This is a genomic window from Microbacterium sp. SORGH_AS_0454, assembly GCF_031453395.1.
Classification (GTDB): Bacteria; Actinomycetota; Actinomycetes; order Actinomycetales; family Microbacteriaceae; genus Microbacterium.
This window is the reverse complement of the sequence record NZ_JAVIYS010000001.1, coordinates 1,805,014-1,822,587: the sequence shown is the minus strand read 5'-3', so window position 1 is coordinate 1,822,587 and position 17,574 is coordinate 1,805,014. Positions and strand designations below refer to the sequence as shown.

Annotated in this window: 16 protein-coding genes and 1 pseudogene; 10 read left to right on the top strand and 7 right to left on the bottom strand. The window is 71.8% G+C overall.

The features are described from left to right. Nucleotides 1–68: 68 nt before the first annotated feature. From QE454_RS08425 to cydC, 4 genes and pseudogenes are all read left to right on the top strand, one after another. Nucleotides 69–1,508, top strand: a complete 1,440-nt coding sequence (locus QE454_RS08425; protein ID WP_307456162.1) for a cytochrome ubiquinol oxidase subunit I — start codon at nucleotides 69–71, stop codon at nucleotides 1,506–1,508. A gap of 9 nt (nucleotides 1,509–1,517) precedes the next feature. Then, nucleotides 1,518–2,543 (top strand): cytochrome d ubiquinol oxidase subunit II, encoded by a 1,026-nt coding sequence (gene cydB / locus QE454_RS08420; RefSeq protein ID WP_307456164.1) that lies wholly within the window; start codon nucleotides 1,518–1,520, stop codon nucleotides 2,541–2,543. Nucleotides 2,544–2,546: 3 nt separating this feature from the next. After that, nucleotides 2,547–4,250, top strand: coding sequence for a thiol reductant ABC exporter subunit CydD (gene cydD / locus QE454_RS08415; RefSeq protein WP_307456166.1), 1,704 nt, complete (start codon nucleotides 2,547–2,549; stop codon nucleotides 4,248–4,250). Further along, a pseudogene (gene cydC, locus QE454_RS08410) lies at nucleotides 4,247–5,933 on the top strand (thiol reductant ABC exporter subunit CydC). Before cydD ends, cydC begins: the two are co-directional and overlap by 4 nt. 1 nt (nucleotide 5,934) lies before the next feature. Here the strand turns inward: cydC and QE454_RS08405 are convergent. From QE454_RS08405 to QE454_RS08390, 4 genes are all read right to left on the bottom strand, one after another. Further along, nucleotides 5,935–6,978: an ATP-binding cassette domain-containing protein gene (locus QE454_RS08405; RefSeq protein ID WP_307456172.1), complete on the bottom strand. Its 1,044-nt coding sequence runs from the start codon at nucleotides 6,976–6,978 to the stop codon at nucleotides 5,935–5,937. After that, nucleotides 6,975–7,754 (bottom strand): molybdate ABC transporter permease subunit, encoded by a 780-nt coding sequence (gene modB, locus QE454_RS08400; protein ID WP_307456174.1) that lies wholly within the window; start codon nucleotides 7,752–7,754, stop codon nucleotides 6,975–6,977. The genes QE454_RS08405 and modB overlap by 4 nt, the downstream gene beginning before the upstream one ends. Beyond that, complete coding sequence (modA, locus tag QE454_RS08395; protein ID WP_307456177.1) at nucleotides 7,751–8,524, bottom strand: molybdate ABC transporter substrate-binding protein; 774 nt, start codon at nucleotides 8,522–8,524, stop codon at nucleotides 7,751–7,753. The genes modB and modA overlap by 4 nt, the downstream gene beginning before the upstream one ends. A gap of 213 nt (nucleotides 8,525–8,737) precedes the next feature. Continuing rightward, nucleotides 8,738–9,133, bottom strand: a complete 396-nt coding sequence (locus QE454_RS08390) for a molybdopterin-binding protein (RefSeq protein ID WP_267787843.1) — start codon at nucleotides 9,131–9,133, stop codon at nucleotides 8,738–8,740. A 78-nt stretch (nucleotides 9,134–9,211) separates the two neighbouring features. Here QE454_RS08390 and moaA point away from each other — a divergent pair, with 78 nt between their 5' ends. Genes moaA through QE454_RS08365 form a run of 5 tightly spaced genes read left to right on the top strand, consistent with a single transcriptional unit; the run spans nucleotide 9,212 to nucleotide 13,110 of the window. Continuing rightward, nucleotides 9,212–10,363: a GTP 3',8-cyclase MoaA gene (moaA, locus tag QE454_RS08385; RefSeq protein WP_309668584.1), complete on the top strand. Its 1,152-nt coding sequence runs from the start codon at nucleotides 9,212–9,214 to the stop codon at nucleotides 10,361–10,363. Continuing rightward, nucleotides 10,360–11,142 (top strand): HesA/MoeB/ThiF family protein, encoded by a 783-nt coding sequence (locus tag QE454_RS08380; protein WP_307456181.1) that lies wholly within the window; start codon nucleotides 10,360–10,362, stop codon nucleotides 11,140–11,142. Before moaA ends, QE454_RS08380 begins: the two co-directional genes overlap by 4 nt. A 14-nt stretch (nucleotides 11,143–11,156) precedes the next feature. Beyond that, a complete protein-coding gene (gene glp / locus QE454_RS08375; protein WP_307456184.1) occupies nucleotides 11,157–12,380 on the top strand; it encodes a gephyrin-like molybdotransferase Glp in 1,224 nt (407 codons plus the stop codon). Further along, nucleotides 12,377–12,877 carry a cyclic pyranopterin monophosphate synthase MoaC gene (moaC, locus tag QE454_RS08370; RefSeq protein WP_307456186.1) on the top strand — a complete coding sequence of 167 codons (501 nt, stop codon included), beginning with the start codon at nucleotides 12,377–12,379 and terminating at the stop codon, nucleotides 12,875–12,877. Before glp ends, moaC begins: the two co-directional genes overlap by 4 nt. Further along, nucleotides 12,874–13,110, top strand: a complete 237-nt coding sequence (locus QE454_RS08365) for a MoaD/ThiS family protein (protein ID WP_210073383.1) — start codon at nucleotides 12,874–12,876, stop codon at nucleotides 13,108–13,110. Before moaC ends, QE454_RS08365 begins: the two co-directional genes overlap by 4 nt. Before the next feature lie 116 nt (nucleotides 13,111–13,226). Here QE454_RS08365 and QE454_RS08360 read toward each other — a convergent pair whose 3' ends face one another. The 3 genes from QE454_RS08360 to QE454_RS08350 are packed head-to-tail and all read right to left on the bottom strand — an operon-like array spanning nucleotide 13,227 to nucleotide 15,812. Further along, nucleotides 13,227–13,655, bottom strand: a complete 429-nt coding sequence (locus QE454_RS08360) for a molybdenum cofactor biosynthesis protein MoaE (RefSeq protein WP_307456190.1) — start codon at nucleotides 13,653–13,655, stop codon at nucleotides 13,227–13,229. Then, nucleotides 13,652–14,134, bottom strand: coding sequence for a molybdenum cofactor biosynthesis protein B (locus tag QE454_RS08355; protein ID WP_307456192.1), 483 nt, complete (start codon nucleotides 14,132–14,134; stop codon nucleotides 13,652–13,654). Before QE454_RS08355 ends, QE454_RS08360 begins: the two co-directional genes overlap by 4 nt. A gap of 10 nt (nucleotides 14,135–14,144) precedes the next feature. Then, nucleotides 14,145–15,812 carry an SDR family oxidoreductase gene (locus QE454_RS08350; RefSeq protein ID WP_307456194.1) on the bottom strand — a complete coding sequence of 556 codons (1,668 nt, stop codon included), beginning with the start codon at nucleotides 15,810–15,812 and terminating at the stop codon, nucleotides 14,145–14,147. Nucleotides 15,813–16,068: 256 nt separating this feature from the next. Between QE454_RS08350 and QE454_RS08345 the strand changes: the two genes are divergently transcribed. Further along, nucleotides 16,069–17,433 (top strand): MFS transporter, encoded by a 1,365-nt coding sequence (locus tag QE454_RS08345; RefSeq protein WP_309668583.1) that lies wholly within the window; start codon nucleotides 16,069–16,071, stop codon nucleotides 17,431–17,433. Nucleotides 17,434–17,574: the final 141 nt, after the last annotated feature.

Below are 17,574 nucleotides of genomic sequence, written 5' to 3'. Positions count from 1 at the left end.
GGCGCGCCGATGAGGCCCGGCGTAGCATGTGGTCTGACCACATAATCCGGTTCGATCGGAGGCTCCTGATGGAGTGGCTCGACCCCCTCGCCCTCGCCCGCTGGCAGTTCGGGTTGACGACGCTGTACCACTTCCTCTTCGTGCCTCTGACGCTCGGCATGTCGCTCATCGTGGCGATCTTCCAGACCGCCTGGTATCGGACGGGAGACGTGCGATGGCTTCACATCACGCGCTTCTTCGGGAAGATCTTCCTCATCAACTTCGCCATGGGCGTGGTCACCGGAATCGTCCAGGAATTCCAGTTCGGAATGAACTGGTCGGCGTACTCGCGCTTCGTCGGCGACGTGTTCGGCGCCCCCCTCGCCTTCGAGGGACTGCTCGCCTTCTTCCTCGAGGCGACCTTCATCGGCCTGTGGATCTTCGGGTGGGACAAGCTCCCCCGCCTCGCGCACCTCGCGAGCATCTGGATGGCGTCGATCGGCGCGACCCTGTCGGCCTACTTCATCATCGCCGCGAACGCCTTCATGCAGAACCCGGTCGGCTACCAGATGTCGGCCGACGGCCACCGCGCCGAGCTCGTCGACTTCTGGGCGATGCTCACCAATCCCGTCGCCCTCGCGGCCTTCCCGCACACGATCTTCGCGGGCTGGATGTTCGCCGCGATGGTCGTCGTCGCCGTCTCGGCGTGGCACATGGCACGCGGTCGCAACACCGACATGATGCGCAAGACGCTCCGCTTCGGCCTGTGGTCGACGCTGGTGTCCTTCGTGCTCGTCGCGATCGTGGGCGACCAGCTGAGTCTGGTCATGGTCGCCACGCAGCCGATGAAGATGGCGGCGGCCGAAGCGACCTTCAACACCGTCTGCGGGCAGGATGCCTCGTTCTCGATCTTCACGCTCGGAACGCCCGACGGAACGAGCGAGCTGTTCTCGATCCGTGTGCCCTTCCTGCTCAGCATCCTCTCCACGCACTCGCTCGACGGCTGCGTCGAAGGCATCAACGACCTGAACACCCTCTACAGCCAGCAGATGTTCCCCCAGTTCGCCGACCAGGTCGACGGCAACTTCGCCCCCGTACTCTGGGTCACCTACTGGGCCTTCCGCTGGATGATCGCGCTCGGCGGGATCGCGGCGCTCGTCAGCATCGCGGGCCTCTGGGTCACCCGCAAGAAGGCGACCCGTCCGGTCGCCCCGTGGATGTGGCGCGTGGCGATCTGGGCCGCTCCCCTGCCGATGCTCGCGAGCCTCGTCGGCTGGATCTTCACCGAGATGGGCCGTCAGCCCTGGATCGTGTTCGGCCTCATGCTCACGCAGGACGGGGTCTCCCCCAGCGTCCCGGGCTGGAGCGTGCTCATCTCGCTGATCGCCTTCACCCTCGTCTACGCCACCCTCGCCGTCGTGGAGTTCGGCCTCATCGTGAAGTTCGCGCAGAAGGGCCCCGAGCCCCTGCCTGATCCCGACGCCGAGCGAGACGACTCGGTCGAGAACACCCCGACCACGGTCTACTAGGAGCCCCTCATGGATCTCGCATACCTCTGGTTCTGGATCGTCGCCTTCCTCTTCGTCGGTTATTTCGTGCTGGACGGGTTCGACTTCGGCGTCGGCATGTCGATCCCCTTCCTCGGCAAGGACGACATCGCCCGCCGCCAGATCATCAACACGATCGGCCCCGTCTGGGACCTCAACGAGACCTGGGTGATCGTCGCCGGTGCCGCGCTGTTCGCATCCTTCCCCGAGTGGTACGCGACCCTGTTCAGCGGCTTCTACCTGCCGCTCCTGGCGATCCTGATCGCCCTGATCGCCCGCGGTGTCTCGTTCGAGTACCGCCACCAGCGCGAGTCCCTGAAGTGGAAGCGCACCTTCGACCGCATGATCGTGGCGGGATCGGCCGTCCCCGCCTTCCTCTGGGGCGTCGCCTTCGCGAACATCGTGCAGGGCGTGCCGCTGGATGCCGACCACGAGTACGTCGGCAGCGTGCTCACGCTGCTGAACCCCTACGGCATCCTCGGGGGACTCACCACCCTGACCCTGTTCTTCCTGCACGGGCTCTACTTCGTCGCGCTCAAGACGGACGGGCAGGTGCGTGCCGACGCTCGACGTCTCGCAGCACGCGCGGGCCTGGTCACGATCGCCCTGGCCGCACTCTTCCTCGTCTGGACGATCGCGAACGCCGCGAGCGCTCCGCTGTTCCTCGGCGTGGTCGCCCTCTCGGGCATCGCCGCGCTCGCGCTGATCGGCTCGTGGCTCGCGAACTCCCGCGACCGCGAGGGCACCGCCTTCACCCTCGGCGCCGTGACGATCGTCACCGCCGTCGCCGCGCTGTTCTTCGCGCTGTTCCCGAACGTCATGCCCTCCACGCTCGCGGCGGGCTCGAGCCTCACGATCGACAACGCCTCGAGCACCGACTACACGCTCACGATCATGAGCTGGGCGGCGCTCATCTTCCTCCCGCTGATCCTCGCCTACCAGGGCTGGACCTACTGGGTGTTCCGCAAGCGCGTCACCCGCGCCCGGATCGAGAAGGCCGCGCTCGTCGCCCACTGACCGATGAGACCCGTCGACCCGCGGTTGCTCCGCTACGCCACCGCCTCCCGCGGCTTCTTCGCCGTGACCGCGGCGATCGTGCTCGCGCAGACCGGCGTGACCGTCGGCTTCGCGTGGGCGCTCGCCACAGCGCTCGTCGGCGCGATCCAGGGCCGACCGGTCGGCGAGCTGTGGGGATACATCGGCGTGGCGGCATCGCTCGTGCTCCTGAGGGGCCTGCTGATCGCTGCCTCGGAGCGCACGGCGGCGCGGGGCGCGGCGGCGGCGTCGCTGCAGTTGCGGGCAGCGCTCGTGGGCGCGGTCACACGTCTGGGTCCGGGCTGGCTCGCCCGCCGAAACTCGGCGTCGCTGTCGCTCACCGCCGGCCACGGTCTGGACGCACTCGATGCCTACTTCGGTAGGTATCTGCCGCAGCTCGTGGCCACCGCGATCGCCATGCCGATCCTCATCGGCGCCATCGCGCTGGCCGACCCCCTCTCGGGCCTGATCGTGGTGCTGACGATTCCCCTGATCCCGCTGTTCATGGTGCTGATCGGTCTCGCCACCCGTGGCGTCCAGGAACGGCAGTACCGCACCCTCGGCCGCCTCGCCGCACGCTTCGCCGACACCGTCGAGGGCCTCGGCACGCTCAAGGCCTTCGGACGCCAGCACCGCGCGGCGCGCTCGATCGAGACGATCACGCGCGACTACAAGCGCGAGACGATGACGGTGCTGCGCGTGTCGTTCCTCTCGGGCTTCGCGCTGGAGTTCCTGGCATCCATCTCGGTCGCGATCGTCGCCGTCACCATCGGCTTCCGTCTGCTTTCGGGTGACCTCACGCTGCTGATCGGGCTCTTCGTGCTGCTGCTGGCGCCCGAGGCGTACCTGCCGCTGCGCCAGGTCGGCGTGCAGTTCCACGCGGCTTCCGAGGGGGTCGCGGCCACCGACGAGATCTTCGACGCCCTCGACGCCGCCCGCTCGGCCGAGACTCCCGAGGGGCAGACTCCGGATGCCGTCACCCCGGCGCTCGGCTCGACGATCGCGCTCGAGGGCGTCAGGGTGCACCGCGAGGGGCACGCTCTCCCCACCGTCTCGCTGTCGGTGGGGCCCGGCGAGGTGGTGCTCGTGAACGGCCCCAGCGGCGTCGGCAAGTCGTCTCTGATCGCGGCGCTGCTCGGCTTCGCCGCGCACGACGGCGAGGTGCGGGTCGACGGCGTGACCGTGCCGCACGCTCGGGACTCGGTGGCCTGGGCGGGACAACGACCCGGTCTCGTCACGGGCACGGTGGCCGAGAACGTCTCGTTCGGCTCCCCGGTCGACTCCGCCCGGGTCGCCGCGGCCCTCGCCGACGCCGGAGCAGCCGACATCGATCCCGCCATCGCGCTCGGCGCCGGCGGTGCAGGACTCTCGGGTGGGCAGGCGCAGCGCGTCGCGGTCGCGCGGGCGCTGTACCGCGCGCGGGTCGGCGGGGTGCCGGCACTCGTCCTCGACGAGCCCTCCAGCGCTCTGGATACCGACACCGAAGCGCATCTCTGGGCGACCCTGCGCCGCGAGGCCGATGCCGGTCGCGGGGTCCTTCTCGTCTCGCACCGCCGCTCCGCCCGGGCGATCGCGGACCGCGTGGTCGAGCTGACGCCCCCGCGCGAATCTCCGTCGTCCGCCGTTCGCACCGACGAGCGCACGCCCGTGTCGAGCACCCCACGCGCGGCCCAGGCGGTGCGCTCGTGAACGCCCGGGTGCGCGGCATCCTGAGTTCCGCCCTGCCCTCGCCCCGACGATTCGCACCCGCGGTGCTGTCGGGTGTCGGGACCGCGGCGAGCTCGATCGCGTTGCTCGCGGCGAGCGCTTGGCTCATCGCCCGGGCCGCCGAGCAACCGCTCGTGATGTACCTGTCGATGGCGGTGGTCGGAGTGCGCGCGTTCGCGCTCTCGCGCGGGGTCTTCCGCTACCTCGAGCGCCTCACGGGCCACGACGCCGCTCTGCACCAGCTCGCGGGAGTCCGCGCCGACCTCGTGCGCGACCTCGTACCGCTCGCCCCCCGACGGTCTCGCCCGCTCCCGCCGCGGAGGGCTGCTCTCGAGCGTGGTCGACGACGTCGAAGAGCTGCAGAACCTGCCCCTGCGGGTCGTGCTGCCGCTCGCGGTCGCCGCGCTGACCTCTCTCGCCGCCGTGATCTTCGCCGCGTTCGTCTCGTGGCCCGCGGCCGTCGTCCTGCTGGTGTGCCTCGTCGCCGCCTTCGGCCTCGCCGTCGCCGTCGGCTGGGCCGCGGGCGCCCGCGCCGAGCGCTCGATCGCGCCGCTGCGCGCCGCCGTCGCGGACGCGGTGCACGACCTGCTCGCCAATCTCGACGTGCTGACGGCGTACGGAGCCCTGGACGCCGCGATCGAGCGCGTGCGTCGAGCCGACGCCGCACTGCGCCGGGCCGTCGTCCGACGCGGCGGAGCCCAGGGGCGGACCTCGGGCGCGGTGTCGGTGCTGGCCGGTGTCGCCTCCCTCATAGCCCTTCTCGTCGCCGCCCCCGCTGTCACCGGCGGCGCACTGTCGGGGCCGGGCCTTGCGGTCGTCGTGCTGCTGCCGATGGCGGTGTTCGAGGTCTTCGGCCCGGTCCCCCTCGCCCTCGCCTCGTGGCGGCAGGTGCGGTCGGCCGCGGAGCGCATCGCCGAGGCCGTGCCCGAGACCACCCCCGACGGCCTCCCCCGCGACGAACCGGCCCCGACCGATGAGGCCCCCGTCCTCGGCGCCGGCCTCGAGCTGAGCGGCATCCGTGCCCACTGGCCGGCGCGCGGTGACGCCGACGGCGATTCCGGGCGCCTCGAGGACGTCGCCCTCCGCGTCGGTCCCGGCGAGCGCGTCCTCGTGACCGGCCCGAGCGGCGCCGGCAAGACCACGCTGGCGCACGTGCTCACCCGCTTCCTCGATTACGAGGGGTCGTACCGGCTCGGCGGTCTCGAGGCCCGCGAGATCTCGGGCGACGACCTGCGGCGCACCGTCGGTCTGATCGAGCAGTCGCCGTACCTCTTCGACGAGTCGGTGCGCCAGAACCTGCTGTTCGCGCGCGAGAGCGCGACCGACGAAGACCTGTGGGCGGCGCTCGAGCGCGTCGGGCTCGACGATTGGACGCGAGAGCGCGGTGGCCTCGACGCCGACGTGGGCGAGCGGGGCGGGCTCGTCTCGGGCGGCCAGGCGCAGCGCCTCGCCCTGGCGCGGGCGATCCTTCGCGACTTTCCCGTGCTCGTGCTCGACGAGCCCACCGCGGGCGTCGACCCCGCGGCATCCGACGCCCTCCTCCGCGACCTGCTCGGCGCGGTCGACCGCGATCGCGCGGTGATCCTGGTCTCGCACGCGGACGTGCCCGACGCTCTCGTCGACCGCGAGGTGAGGCTCGAGAACGGACGCGTGGTGGCGGGCTGAATCAGGAGGCGGCGGCGAAACGGACGCGCTCGGCAGCGATGCTCACGAGCACCGTGTCGCCGGGTCGGATCGACGCGGCCTCGGCCGGGGGGACCTCCGCGGCTCCGTGATCGGTGACCACCCGGACGCCGGTCGGGGTCGGCTCGAGGTGCGATACGAGGGCCGGAGTCCCCTCCCCGAGACGCACGGCCGACGCGGGGAAGACGGCGGCCAGTGCCACACCTTCGGTCCGCGCGAGGGCGAGGGATGCGGCATCCGTCGACTCCAGCCGCAGCTGACCGCGCACGAACGCGCCGCCTCGAGCCACGCCCTCGAGGCGCTCGAGTCCCGCGATCCGCGCCGCCACGTCGGTGGCGGGGACCGAGAGCACCTCGCGCACGGGCCCTTCCTGCGTCACCCGTCCGCGCTCCACGATCACGAGCCGGTCGGCGAGAGCGGCCGCATCGATCGCGTCGTGCGTGACGGCGACGGTGGTCACCCCCGCGAGACGCTCGAGCAGCATCGCGCGGATCTCCGAAGCCGTGACCGCGTCGAGGGCCACGAGCGGTTCGTCCAGCAGCACGACCCGGGGTTCGGCGGCGAGCGCCCGGGCCACGGCCACGCGCTGCTGCTCCCCGCCCGACAACCGCGCGGGGCGACGATCACCCGTTCCCGGGAGCCCCACGCGGTCCAGCCATTCGTCGGCGAGGGAGCGAGCGACGGATGCCGGGACCCCGGCCGACCGCGGACCGAAGGCGACGTTCTCGCGCGCGGTGAGGTGCGGGAAGAGCCGGGCCTCCTGACCGAGCAGCACGATCCCGCGCTCCATCGGGGCCGTGCGCAGCCGCGGTGCGCGATCGAGCACCCGGCCGTCGACGGAGATCTCGCCCTCGTCGAGCGGGGTCAGCCCGGCGAGGGCACCGAGCAGCGTGGACTTGCCCGCGCCGCTGCGCCCCATCACGGCCACCGTCTCGCCCGGGGCGACGTCGAGCGCGATGTCGACGACGAAGTCTCGGCGGCGCACGGCGATGCGGGCGCGGAGCTCCGCGGCATCCGGGATCGTCATCTGCCCACCCCCGGCCGCCATCCGCGCACGAGCAGCAGCACCGCGACAGCGGTGATCAACAGCAGGAGAGACAGCGCCACCGCGGTGCCCTGCGAGACGCCCGCGCCGTTGAACGCCGTGTAGATCGCGAGCGGCATGGTCTGCGTCACGCCCGGGCGGTTGCCGGCGAACAGCGCGGTCGCCCCGAACTCCCCGATCGCGCGGGCGAAGCACAGCACGACCCCGGCGACGATGCCGGGGGCCGCGAGCGGGAGCGTGATGCGGCGCAGGATCGTCGCACGGCTCGCGCCGAGAGAAGCGGCGGCACGCTCGAACTCGACGCCGGTGCTGCGCAGCGCCCCCTCGACCGCGAGCACGAGGAACGGCAGAGCGACGAACACCTGCGCCAGCACGACGGCGGGGGTGGTGAACGGCAGGCCGAGGAAACCGAACCAGCCGTTGCGCCCGAACAGGTACAGCAGGGCGACGCCGCCGACCATCGGCGGCAGCACGAGCGGCACCGTCACCAGGGCCCGCAGCACGGCTGCCGTGCGGGCGGGGCTGCGCGCGATGAGCAGCGCGAGCGGGATACCGACGACCCCGCACACCGCGGTGGCCGCGGCCCCCGTGCCCAGCGACAGGGCGAGAGCCGAGAGGGCGGCCTCGGAGGTGACGTCGCTCCACAGCGTCGCCCACTGCACGCGCGACACGAGTGCGGTCAGCGGGACGAGGAGGAAGAGCAAGCCGGCCACCGCCGGAACGATCAACCAGCGGGGGACGTAGCCCGTCTCGCTCACGGGGCGCGGAACCCGGCGTCGGCGAGCACGCGCTGCCCGTCCTCGCCGAGGACGAACGCCACGAAGGCCGCGGCGAGGACGGGGTTCGGCGCATCGGTCAGCGCGGCGATCGGGTACCGGTTGACGACCGCGTCGGCACCGGCGGGAACGATGGTCTCGACGTCGTCGCGACCGTTGACGTCGGTGGCGTAGACGAGGCCCGCATCGGCTTCGGACGCCGCGACCTTGGTCAGCACCGCGGTGACGTTCTGCTCGGAGCTGGCAGGGGTCACGCTCACGCCCGCGTTCGACAGCAGGGTCGCCGAGGCAGCGCCGCACGGCACCTCGGGGGCGCACAGCACCGTCGTGACGCGGGCGAGGTCCGCGAGGGTGGCCACGCCGCCCGGGTTTCCCTTCGGCACGGCGATCACGAGCGTGTTGCCGGCGAAGAGCTGGGGGGCGGGGGCCTGCGTCTTCACCTTCGCCATGTTCTTCTCGTCGGCCGAGGCGAAGACGTCAGCCGGAGCGCCTTCGCCGATCTGCGTCGCGAGGGTGCTCGATCCGTCGTACACCGCGCTGACCGTGACTCCGGGGTGGGCCGCCTCGAACGCCGAGGCGATCTCGTCGAACGAGCGCTGCAGCGAGGCCGCGGCGTACACCTCGACGGTCCCCGAGAGGGAGTCCTCGGATGCCGACGCAGCCGGGTCCGTCGCCGAGCTCGCGCTCGCGCAGCCCGAGGCGAGCACGGCGACGGCACCGAGAACGGCGAAGAAGCGGAGACTGCGGCGCATGAGAAGTCCTTTCGGCGACGCCGACGGCTCGCTCTGCCCTCAGTATTCCGCATCTGCGGACTCCGGGACGCGCTGGACCCGTTTCCACGGATTCCTACGCCGAGCACCCGTGCGCCGAACTCCGGAGAAATCGGCTCTCGAGCCCCACGATGGCCCCACCGAGCTATCTCGACCCCCGGATCTCCGGAGTTCGGCCCGCGGAGTCCGCCGGCGTCAACCGCGCGGCGCCTCGACCGTGACGACCGTCGCCTTCACCGACGCGACCGCCAGGGAGCCGGGCTCGAGCGCGAGGTCCTCGGCCGCCTCGGCCGACATCAGCGACACGACTCGGTGCGGCCCGCACTGCAGGTCGACCTGCGCCATCACCCCGTCGATGCGCACGCGCGTGACGATCCCGACGAAGCGGTTGCGCGCGCTCGAGGCGATACCCGTCGGATCGTCGGGCTCGTCGGCGAGCGCCACGGCCCGCTCCGCGAGGGCTGCTCCGGGGATCTCGGTCGGCGAGGTCCCGGTCGTCGGCAGCACCCCTTGATCGATCCACCGGCGCACGGTGTCGTCGCTGACTCCGAGAAGACGCGCAGCCTGCGCGATGCGATAGGTGTTCGGCATCCCCCGACCGTACCCCCGCGGTCCAGCCCCGGAGGCGCCACCGCCCCACCCCCGTCTGCGCTGACTTAGGCTCGACCCATGGAAGCTGCGCACGACGTCGCCGCCCCGGGACCGGTCGCGGTACCCCTCGGCGCCACGGTTCTGCGCGGCACCGGCGCCCCGAGCACTCTCGGCGCGATCCGCGAGAGCGGGGCCGCAGCTCCCCGCGAGGGAGGCCTGCTCGACCGGTTCGGTCGCGTCGCGACAGACCTGCGCGTCTCGGTCATCGACAAGTGCAACCTCCGCTGCACGTACTGCATGCCGGCCGACGGGATGCCGTGGCTCCCGCAGGCGCAGCTGATGAGCACCGACGAGATCCGCCGCATCGTCCGCGTGGCGGTGCAGTCGCTGGGCGCCGAAGAACTGCGTCTCACCGGGGGCGAGCCCCTCGTGCGCAAAGACCTCGAGTTCATCATCGCCGGCATCCGTGAGGACAACCCCGACCTCCCCATCTCGATGACCACCAACGCCGTCGGCCTCGACCGTCGGGCCCAGGCGCTGCAAGACGCGGGACTGACCCGCGTGAACGTCTCGCTCGACACGCTGCATCCCGAGACCTTCGCCGAGCTGACCCGCCGCCCGCACCTCGACAAGGTGCTCGCAGGTCTTCAGGCCGCACGTGCCGCCGGTCTCGGCCCCATCAAGATCAACGCGGTGCTGCTTCGCGGCATCAACGACACCGAGATCGTTCCGCTGGTCGACTGGGCCGTGTCGAACGGCTTCGAGATGCGCTTCATCGAAGACATGCCCCTCGACGGGGACCGCTCATGGACGGCGACGAACGTCATCTCGGCGCACGACATCCGCACCGAGATCGAGACGGCGTTCTCGCTCGCCCCCGATCCCCGCGGGCGGGGCGCGGCCCCCGCCGAGCGGTGGGAGGTGCGCCGCCCCGGCGAGACCGCGGTGGCCGGTCACGTCGGCATCATCTCCTCGGTCACCGAGCCGTTCTGTTCGGCGTGCACGCGCACGCGCGTGACCGCCGACGGCAAGGTGCGCTCGTGCCTGTTCTCGCACGAAGAGACCGATCTGCTCTCGACCCTGCGGTCGGGTGCCGACGACGAGGGGATCGCGCAGGTCTGGCGGGATGCCATGTGGGCCAAGCCCCGCGCCCACGGCTCCGACCGCGTCGGATTGGCGCGTGCCGACTTTGTCCAGCCCGAGCGCACGATGAGCGCGATCGGCGGATGAGACCGCTCGTCGAGCCGGTGGCATCCCTCGCCCCCGAAGAACTCATCCGGACCGCCCGTCACGCCGTGCTCGTCGCGATCGGCGAAGAGGGCCAGCGCCGTCTCGCCTCGGCCCGCATCGCGGTGGTCGGAGCCGGGGGTCTCGGCTCGCCCGTGCTGCTCGCCCTCGCCGCCGCGGGGGTCGGCGAACTCGTCGTGATCGACGACGACACCGTCGAGCGCACGAACCTGCAACGCCAGCTGATGCACCGCGTCAACGACATCGGCACCGCCAAGACCGCCTCCGCGACGCGCGCCGTGCACGATCTTTCGCCTCTCACCCTCGTCCACGAGAGACACGTGCGACTCACCGCCGACAATGCACGCGAACTCTTCGCGGGCGCCCACCTCGTGATCGATGGGAGCGACACCTTCGACACCCGCGAGGCCGTCGCCGCCGCGACCGAAGAGCTCGGCATCCCCCTCGTCTGGGGAGCCGTGCAGGAGTGGGCGGCGCAGCTCACGGTGTTCTGGTCGGCCCCGCCCGAGGGCTACGCCCCGGTCGTCCTGGGCGATCTGTTCCCCGCGGGCTCCGCCGGCGAGCCCCCGACGTGCGCGCAGGTGGGTGTGCTGGGGTCGCTGTGCGTGCAGGTCGGCGGCATGCTCGCCACCGAGGCGATCAAACTCGTCACCGGCGCCGGGGACCCCCTGCTCGGCCGGCTCGTCGTGATCGACGCCCTGCGCGCCCGGCACGACGTGATCCCGCTCGTCCCGGCGGCACGCCCTGCCGTCTCACCCTGACCCCGGAGGCCCCGATGACCCCGCTGCTCACCGTCGAGGAGCACCGCGCCCGCGTGCTCGCCGCCGTCTCGGCCCTGCCCGCCGAGACGGTCGTCCTCTCCGACGCGAGCGGTCGCACGCTCGCCGAGCCGGTCCTCGCGGCGCACGACCTGCCCGGCTTCGACAACTCCTCGATGGACGGTTTCGCCGTGCGATTCGCCGACGTCGAGGGGGCGGATGCCGGCACCCCGACGACCCTGCGCGTGGTCGCCGATCTGCCGGCCGGTTCTTCGGCCGACCCGGCCTTCGGCCCGGGCGAGGCGGTGCGCATCATGACGGGCGCGCCCATTCCCGCCGTAGCCGACGCGGTCGTCCCTTTCGAGGACACCGCGGGTGGTCTCGAAGACTCGCTCGGTGTCGTCGAGGTGCTCCGCGCCCCCGCCGCCGCGGGGGTGTTCATCCGACGTCGGGGCGGGGACACCCGTGCCGGCGACGTCGTCCTCGCGGCCGGCGAGCGACTGGGGGCCTGGGCCCTGTCCGCTGCCGCCGCGGCCGGCGTGGCCGAGCTCGTCGTGCGCCGCCGCCCGCGCGTCGCGGTCGTCTCCACCGGCAGCGAGCTGGTCGCTCCGGGCACCGTGCCGGGGCGCGGGCAGACCCCCGACTCGAATTCGACACTCCTGGCGGCTCTCATCGCGGACGCCGACGCCGAGGTGACGGTCATCGCCTCGCTTCGAGACGAAGCCGGCGCGATCCACGCCCTCCTCGAGCGGGCCCACGACGCCGACGTCGTCGTCTTCACGGGCGGTGTGAGCGCGGGGGCCTACGAACCCGTGCGCCAGGCCCTGTCCGACCGCATCTCCTTCGAGAAGATCGCCATGCAGCCGGGCAAGCCGCAGGCCTTCGGCGTCCTCGACGACGGCCGCCTCGTCTTCGGTCTCCCCGGCAACCCCGTGAGTGTCGCGGTGTCGTTCGAGGTGTTCGTGCGCCCCGCTCTGCTGGCACTGCAGGGGCGCACGGTCATCGATCGACGCCTGGCCCGACTCACGGCATCCGAGAGCTGGACGACGCCCCCCGGCCGACGCCAGTACCTTCCGGCGGTAATCGACCTCGTCGAGGGCACCGTCCGCCCCGCCACCGCGGGCGGCTCCGGCTCGCACCTGGCCGCGTCCCTCGCCCGCGCCGAGGCCTTCGCGATCGTCCCCGCCGAGGTGTCCACCGTGTCGGTGGGCGACCCGCTCGATGTCATGCTGATTCCATGACCTTCACCCACCTGGATGCCGCGGGCCACGCCCGCATGGTCGACGTCACGCTCAAGCAGCCCACCGTCCGCACCGCGACCGCGCGCGGTTTCGTGCGCTGCGCGCCCGAGGTGGTCGCCGCCCTCCGCGACGGCACCGCCCCCAAGGGCGATGTGCTGGCCGTGGCGCGGATCTCCGGCATCCAGGCCGCGAAGTCAACCCCCGCGCTCCTCCCCCTCGCGCACGTCATCGGCGTGCACCGCGCCTCGGTGGACCTTGAGATCACCGACGAAGGCGTCGAGATCGAGGCGACCGTCGGCACCGCCGACCGCACGGGCGTGGAGATGGAGGCGCTGACGAGCGTCTCCGTCGCGGCTCTCGCGATCGTCGACATGGTGAAGGGCATGGACAAGGGCACGTTCATCGAGAACGTGCGCATCGTGTCGAAGACCGGCGGCAAGTCCGGCGACTGGCTGCGCCCGGGCGAAGACGCCACCGCTGAGGGAGAACCCGCGTGAGCGTGCGCGTGCGCTACTTCGCCGCGGCGGCGGAGGCGGCGGGAACCGATGCCGAGGATCGCACCGAACCGACCCTCGCCGCTGTGCGCACGGCCGTCGTCGCCGACCACCCCGCACTCGGCGGCATCCTGGATCGCTGCGCCGTGCTCGTCGACGGCACGCGCCACGACGACGACGTCCCCCTCGACGGCGTCACGTACGTCGACGTGCTCCCGCCCTTCGCGGGCGGCTGAGCCCGGGGCGCGCGCCGCCCGCCGGATGCGGATCCGTGCATCGGATCCGGATCCATTTCGCTGCGGCATCCGGATGCGCCCCGGTCATCCGAAACCGTTGCGGGCGTGAGAAGCCGTCAGCCCCCGAGGCCCTTCCACTCCGTGGTGCCGTCGGCCTCGACCTGACGCTTCCACACGGGCAGCTCGGTCTTGATGGTCTCGATCACGGCGCGGCAGACCTCGAACGCCTCGGCGCGGTGACCGGATGCCACGGCGATCACGACCGCGGCCTCTCCGACGCCCAACCGGCCGACGCGGTGGCTGACGGCGACGATCGCATCGGTCCCCGCCGCCGCGGTCCCGGCGATGCGGTGCAGGGTCTGCTCGGCGTCAGGGTGCGCGCTGTATTCGAGCGCCACGACCGCGCCCGAGGCGTCGGGGTCGATGTCGCGCACGCGTCCGACGAAGGTCGTCACGGCCCCCGACGACGACTCCTCGACGGCGTCCAGGTGCTCGTCGAGGTCGAGCGGGGTCTCGGACAAGCGGGCGATGCGGACAGCGCTCATGCGTGGTCTCCTCCGGAGAGCTGGTCGAGGATGTGCGGGGCCAGCTCTGAGACGACGGCGATCCCGGATGCCACGGCCCTCGTCGACCCGGGAAGGTTGACGACGAGCGTGCCGGGGTCGACGATCCCCGCGAGCCCTCGAGAGATCACCGCCATGGGGGTGTCGGTGAGGCCTCGACGCCGCAGCTCCTCGGCGATGCCGGGCAGCTCGCGGTCGAGGACACGGGCGGTGCCCTCGGGTGTGCGGTCGGTGGGGGCGATCCCGGTGCCTCCGGTGGTGACGACGAGCCCCGCGCCGTCCGCGACGAGGTCGCGCAGCGCCCGCTCGACGCTGTCGGCACCGTCGGGCACGACCACCGGGTCGGCGCAGACGAAGCCCGCCTCGCGCAACAGCGAGACGGCGAGCGGACCCCCGCGGTCCTCTCGCAGGCCCGCGGCCGAGCGATCGGAGACGGTCAGGACGCGGGCGACATGGGGCACGCCGATCAGCCTAGGCGCTGCGGCCGCCGGGGCGGCGGGCTGTCGCCCGAGCCGAGGGGACGTTCTCGGACGAGGGCGCGGCGGTCGTCTCGACCTCGGCGATCTCGGGCGCGATACGGCCCGCCTTCGACTTCGGCTCGAGATCGTCGCGCTGCACGTGCTCGGCCGCGGCGGTGATGCGTCGGGCCATGCCGCTGAAGATCAGTCCGTGGAAGGGCAGCACCGCGAGCCAGTACAGACGGCCGGCGAGGCCCGTGGGAAAGAACAGCGCCCGCTGGTCGAACCGCGCCCCCTCGCCGTCGGGCGTCGCCCGCAGCTCGAGCCACGCCCCGCCCGGCACCTTCATCTCGGCGCGCAGGCGCAGCAGATGGCCGGGCTCGATCGCCTCGACGCGCCAGAAGTCGAGGGCGTCGCCCACCGTCACCACCGACCGGCTCCGCCGACCGCGGGCCAGGCCCACCCCGCCGACGAGCCGGTCCATCCGCCCGCGGATCGCCCAGAGCACCGGCGAGGAGTACCAGCCGTTCTCTCCGCCGATCCCCTCGATCACCGACCACAGCTGCGCCGAACTCGCCTTCGTGGTCATCGAGCGCACGTCGGTGTAGACCAATCGTCCCGACCACTCGGGGTCGCTCGGCAGGGGGTCGCTCGGGGCGCCCGAGACCTCGGAGTCCTGCCAGCTCGTCTCGATCGCGTCATCGTTCACGCGGCCCAGGGCCCGGCGCACGGCCTCGCGGTAGGGCAGCAGGCCGCCCTCGGGACGCGGGACCAGATCGTCGATCGCGCGGTCCTTGACCACGCAGTCGTTCTGCAACGACTCCACGAGCGGCCGGGCGATGGCCCGGGGAATCGGGGTGACGAGGTTCACCCAGTGCGAGGCGAGGCGCGGGGTGAGCACCGGCAGCGGAGCGATCGCGCGCTGCGGCAGCCCGGCCTCCATCGCGTAGCCGTTCATCATCTGCCCGTAGCGCAGCACGTCGGGCCCGCCGATGTCGACGGCGCGGTTGACGTTCGGGGCCACACGCGCCGCGCCCAGCAGGTAGTGCAGCACGTCGCGCACGGCGATCGGCTGGATGTGGTTGCGCACCCATTTGGGCGCGGGCATGTACGGCAGCACATCGGTGAGGTGGCGAACCATCTCGAACGACGCCGAGCCCGAGCCGATCACGACACCGGCCTGCAAGACCAGGGTGGGCACGCCGCTGTGCAGCAGGATCTCGCCCACTTCCACGCGCGAGCGCAGGTGCGCCGACAGGGTGGCGTCGTCGGGGTGCAGGCCGCCGAGGTAGACGATGCGCGAGACGGATGCCGCCGAGGCGGCGTCGGCGACGGTCTGGGCCGCCACGCGATCGGTCGCCTCGAAATCCCGGCCGCTGCCCATCGAGTGGATCAGGTAGTAGAGCACGTCGACGCCCTCGACCGCGGCGCGGACGGCATCGGCGTCGGTCGCGTCGCCGGTGGCGGTCTCGACGTCGTCGCCCCAGGGGAAGGCCTCGACCCGGCGCGCATCGCGCGCGAGGACGCGCACCCGGTAGCCGGCCGACAGCAGCCGCGGCACGAGCCTTCCCCCCAGGTAACCGGTGGCTCCGAGCACCAGCGCGCGCGGCGCCGATCCGTCGGGGCGGGGCTGGGCGATGAGCGCCGGTTCGCGACCGGTGGGGGCGGAGAGCTCGGGCATGCCCGACACGGTACGCCGGACCCCCGACATCCTCGGGGGCTTGACGTGGCAGCACTCCCGCCTGGTTATCACACCGCCCGCACGCACCGGCCGGACTGGAAACGAAGGACGGATGCGGGTAACGGTAGAAGGATGAACGAGAAACCCCCCTCGACATCGGAAGCCCCCCGGCTCGAGGTCGACGACGTCATCGTCGTCGACAAGAAGCGCGTGCGCACCGCCATCGGCGGCACCGTCGTCGGCAACTTGGTTCTTCATGGAGTGGTTCGACTTCGGCATCTACGGATACCTCGCGGTGACGCTCACCGCCGTCTTCGCCTCCGATCTGCCCGACCCGTGGGGTCTGCTGGTCACCCTCCTCGGATTCGCCATCTCCTTCCTCGTCCGCCCCTTCGGCGGCTTCGTCCTCGGCCCGCTCGGCGACCGCATCGGCCGACAGAAGGTGCTCTTCCTCACGATGGCGATGATGGCCACGGCCACCGCCCTCATCGGCATCCTGCCGACCTCCGCTCAGATCGGACTCTGGGCCATCGTCCCGCTGTACCTGCTGAAGATGGTCCAGGGCTTCTCCACCGGCGGCGAGTACGCCGGTGCGACCACCTACGTGTCGGAGTTCTCCCCCGACAAGCGCCGCGGCTTCTGGTCGTCGTGGCTCGACGTGGGCTCCTACGTCGGCTTCGCCGCGGGCGCCGGCGCTGTGGCCATCACCACGGCGATCGTCACGAGCGTCTCGGGCCCCGACGCGATGACCGAGTACGGCTGGCGCATCCCGTTCCTTCTCGCGGTGCCCCTCGGTATCGTCGCGATCTGGTTCCGGCTCAAGATCCCCGAGACCCCCTCGTTCGAGCAGACGCACGCGGCCGAGGCCCAGAACGAGATCGACAAGGACGACCCGATGTCGCGACAGGGTCTCACCGGCATCGTGCGCCATCACTGGAAGCCGCTGCTCATCGCGATCGCCCTGGTCGCCGCGACCAACACCGCCGGTTACGCGCTCACCAGCTACATGCCGGTGTACCTCGAGAAAGAGGTCGGCATCTCGAACGTCGGGTCGGCGGTCGCCACCGTCCCCGTCCTGCTGCTGATGTCCGCCATGCTCCCGATCTTCGGACGGCTGAGCGACAAGGTCGGCCGCAAGCCCATCTACGTCATGGCGGCCGGCTCCGCTCTCGTGCTGCTCGTGCCGGCCTTCCTCATCATGCAGATCGGCGAGCTGTGGGCCGTGATGATCGCCCTCGTCCTCGCGGCGGTACCCGTGGCGTTCTACGCGAGCATCGCGGCATCCACTCTTCCCGCGCTCTTTCCCACCGCCTCGCGCTTCGGGGCGATGGCGATCGCCTACAACGTGTCGGTCTCGCTGTTCGGCGGCACGACCCCGCTGTTCAGTCAGGCGCTGATCGACTGGACGGGCAACACCCTCATGCCGGCGTTCTACATCATGTTCTTCGCCGCCATGGGTCTGGTCGCCCTCATCGCGATGCCCGAGACGGCCAAGCGGCCGCTGCTCGGATCGGTCCCCACGGTCGAGACTCCCGGCGAGGCGAAGGCCCTGGTAGCGCGCCAGGACGACGACCCGCTCATCGACACGTCCACCATGCCGCTCGAGCTGCACCGCCCGTAACCGACGACCACGACGATGGGACCGGATGCCAGGTGGTCGGCATCCGGTCCCGTTCGGCCGGACAGATTCGATCTGAAAAGCCGTCGAGGTTTACGGCGGGGAGGCGCGCAGTTACCGAACCGGCTACTTTCGTATCGCCGA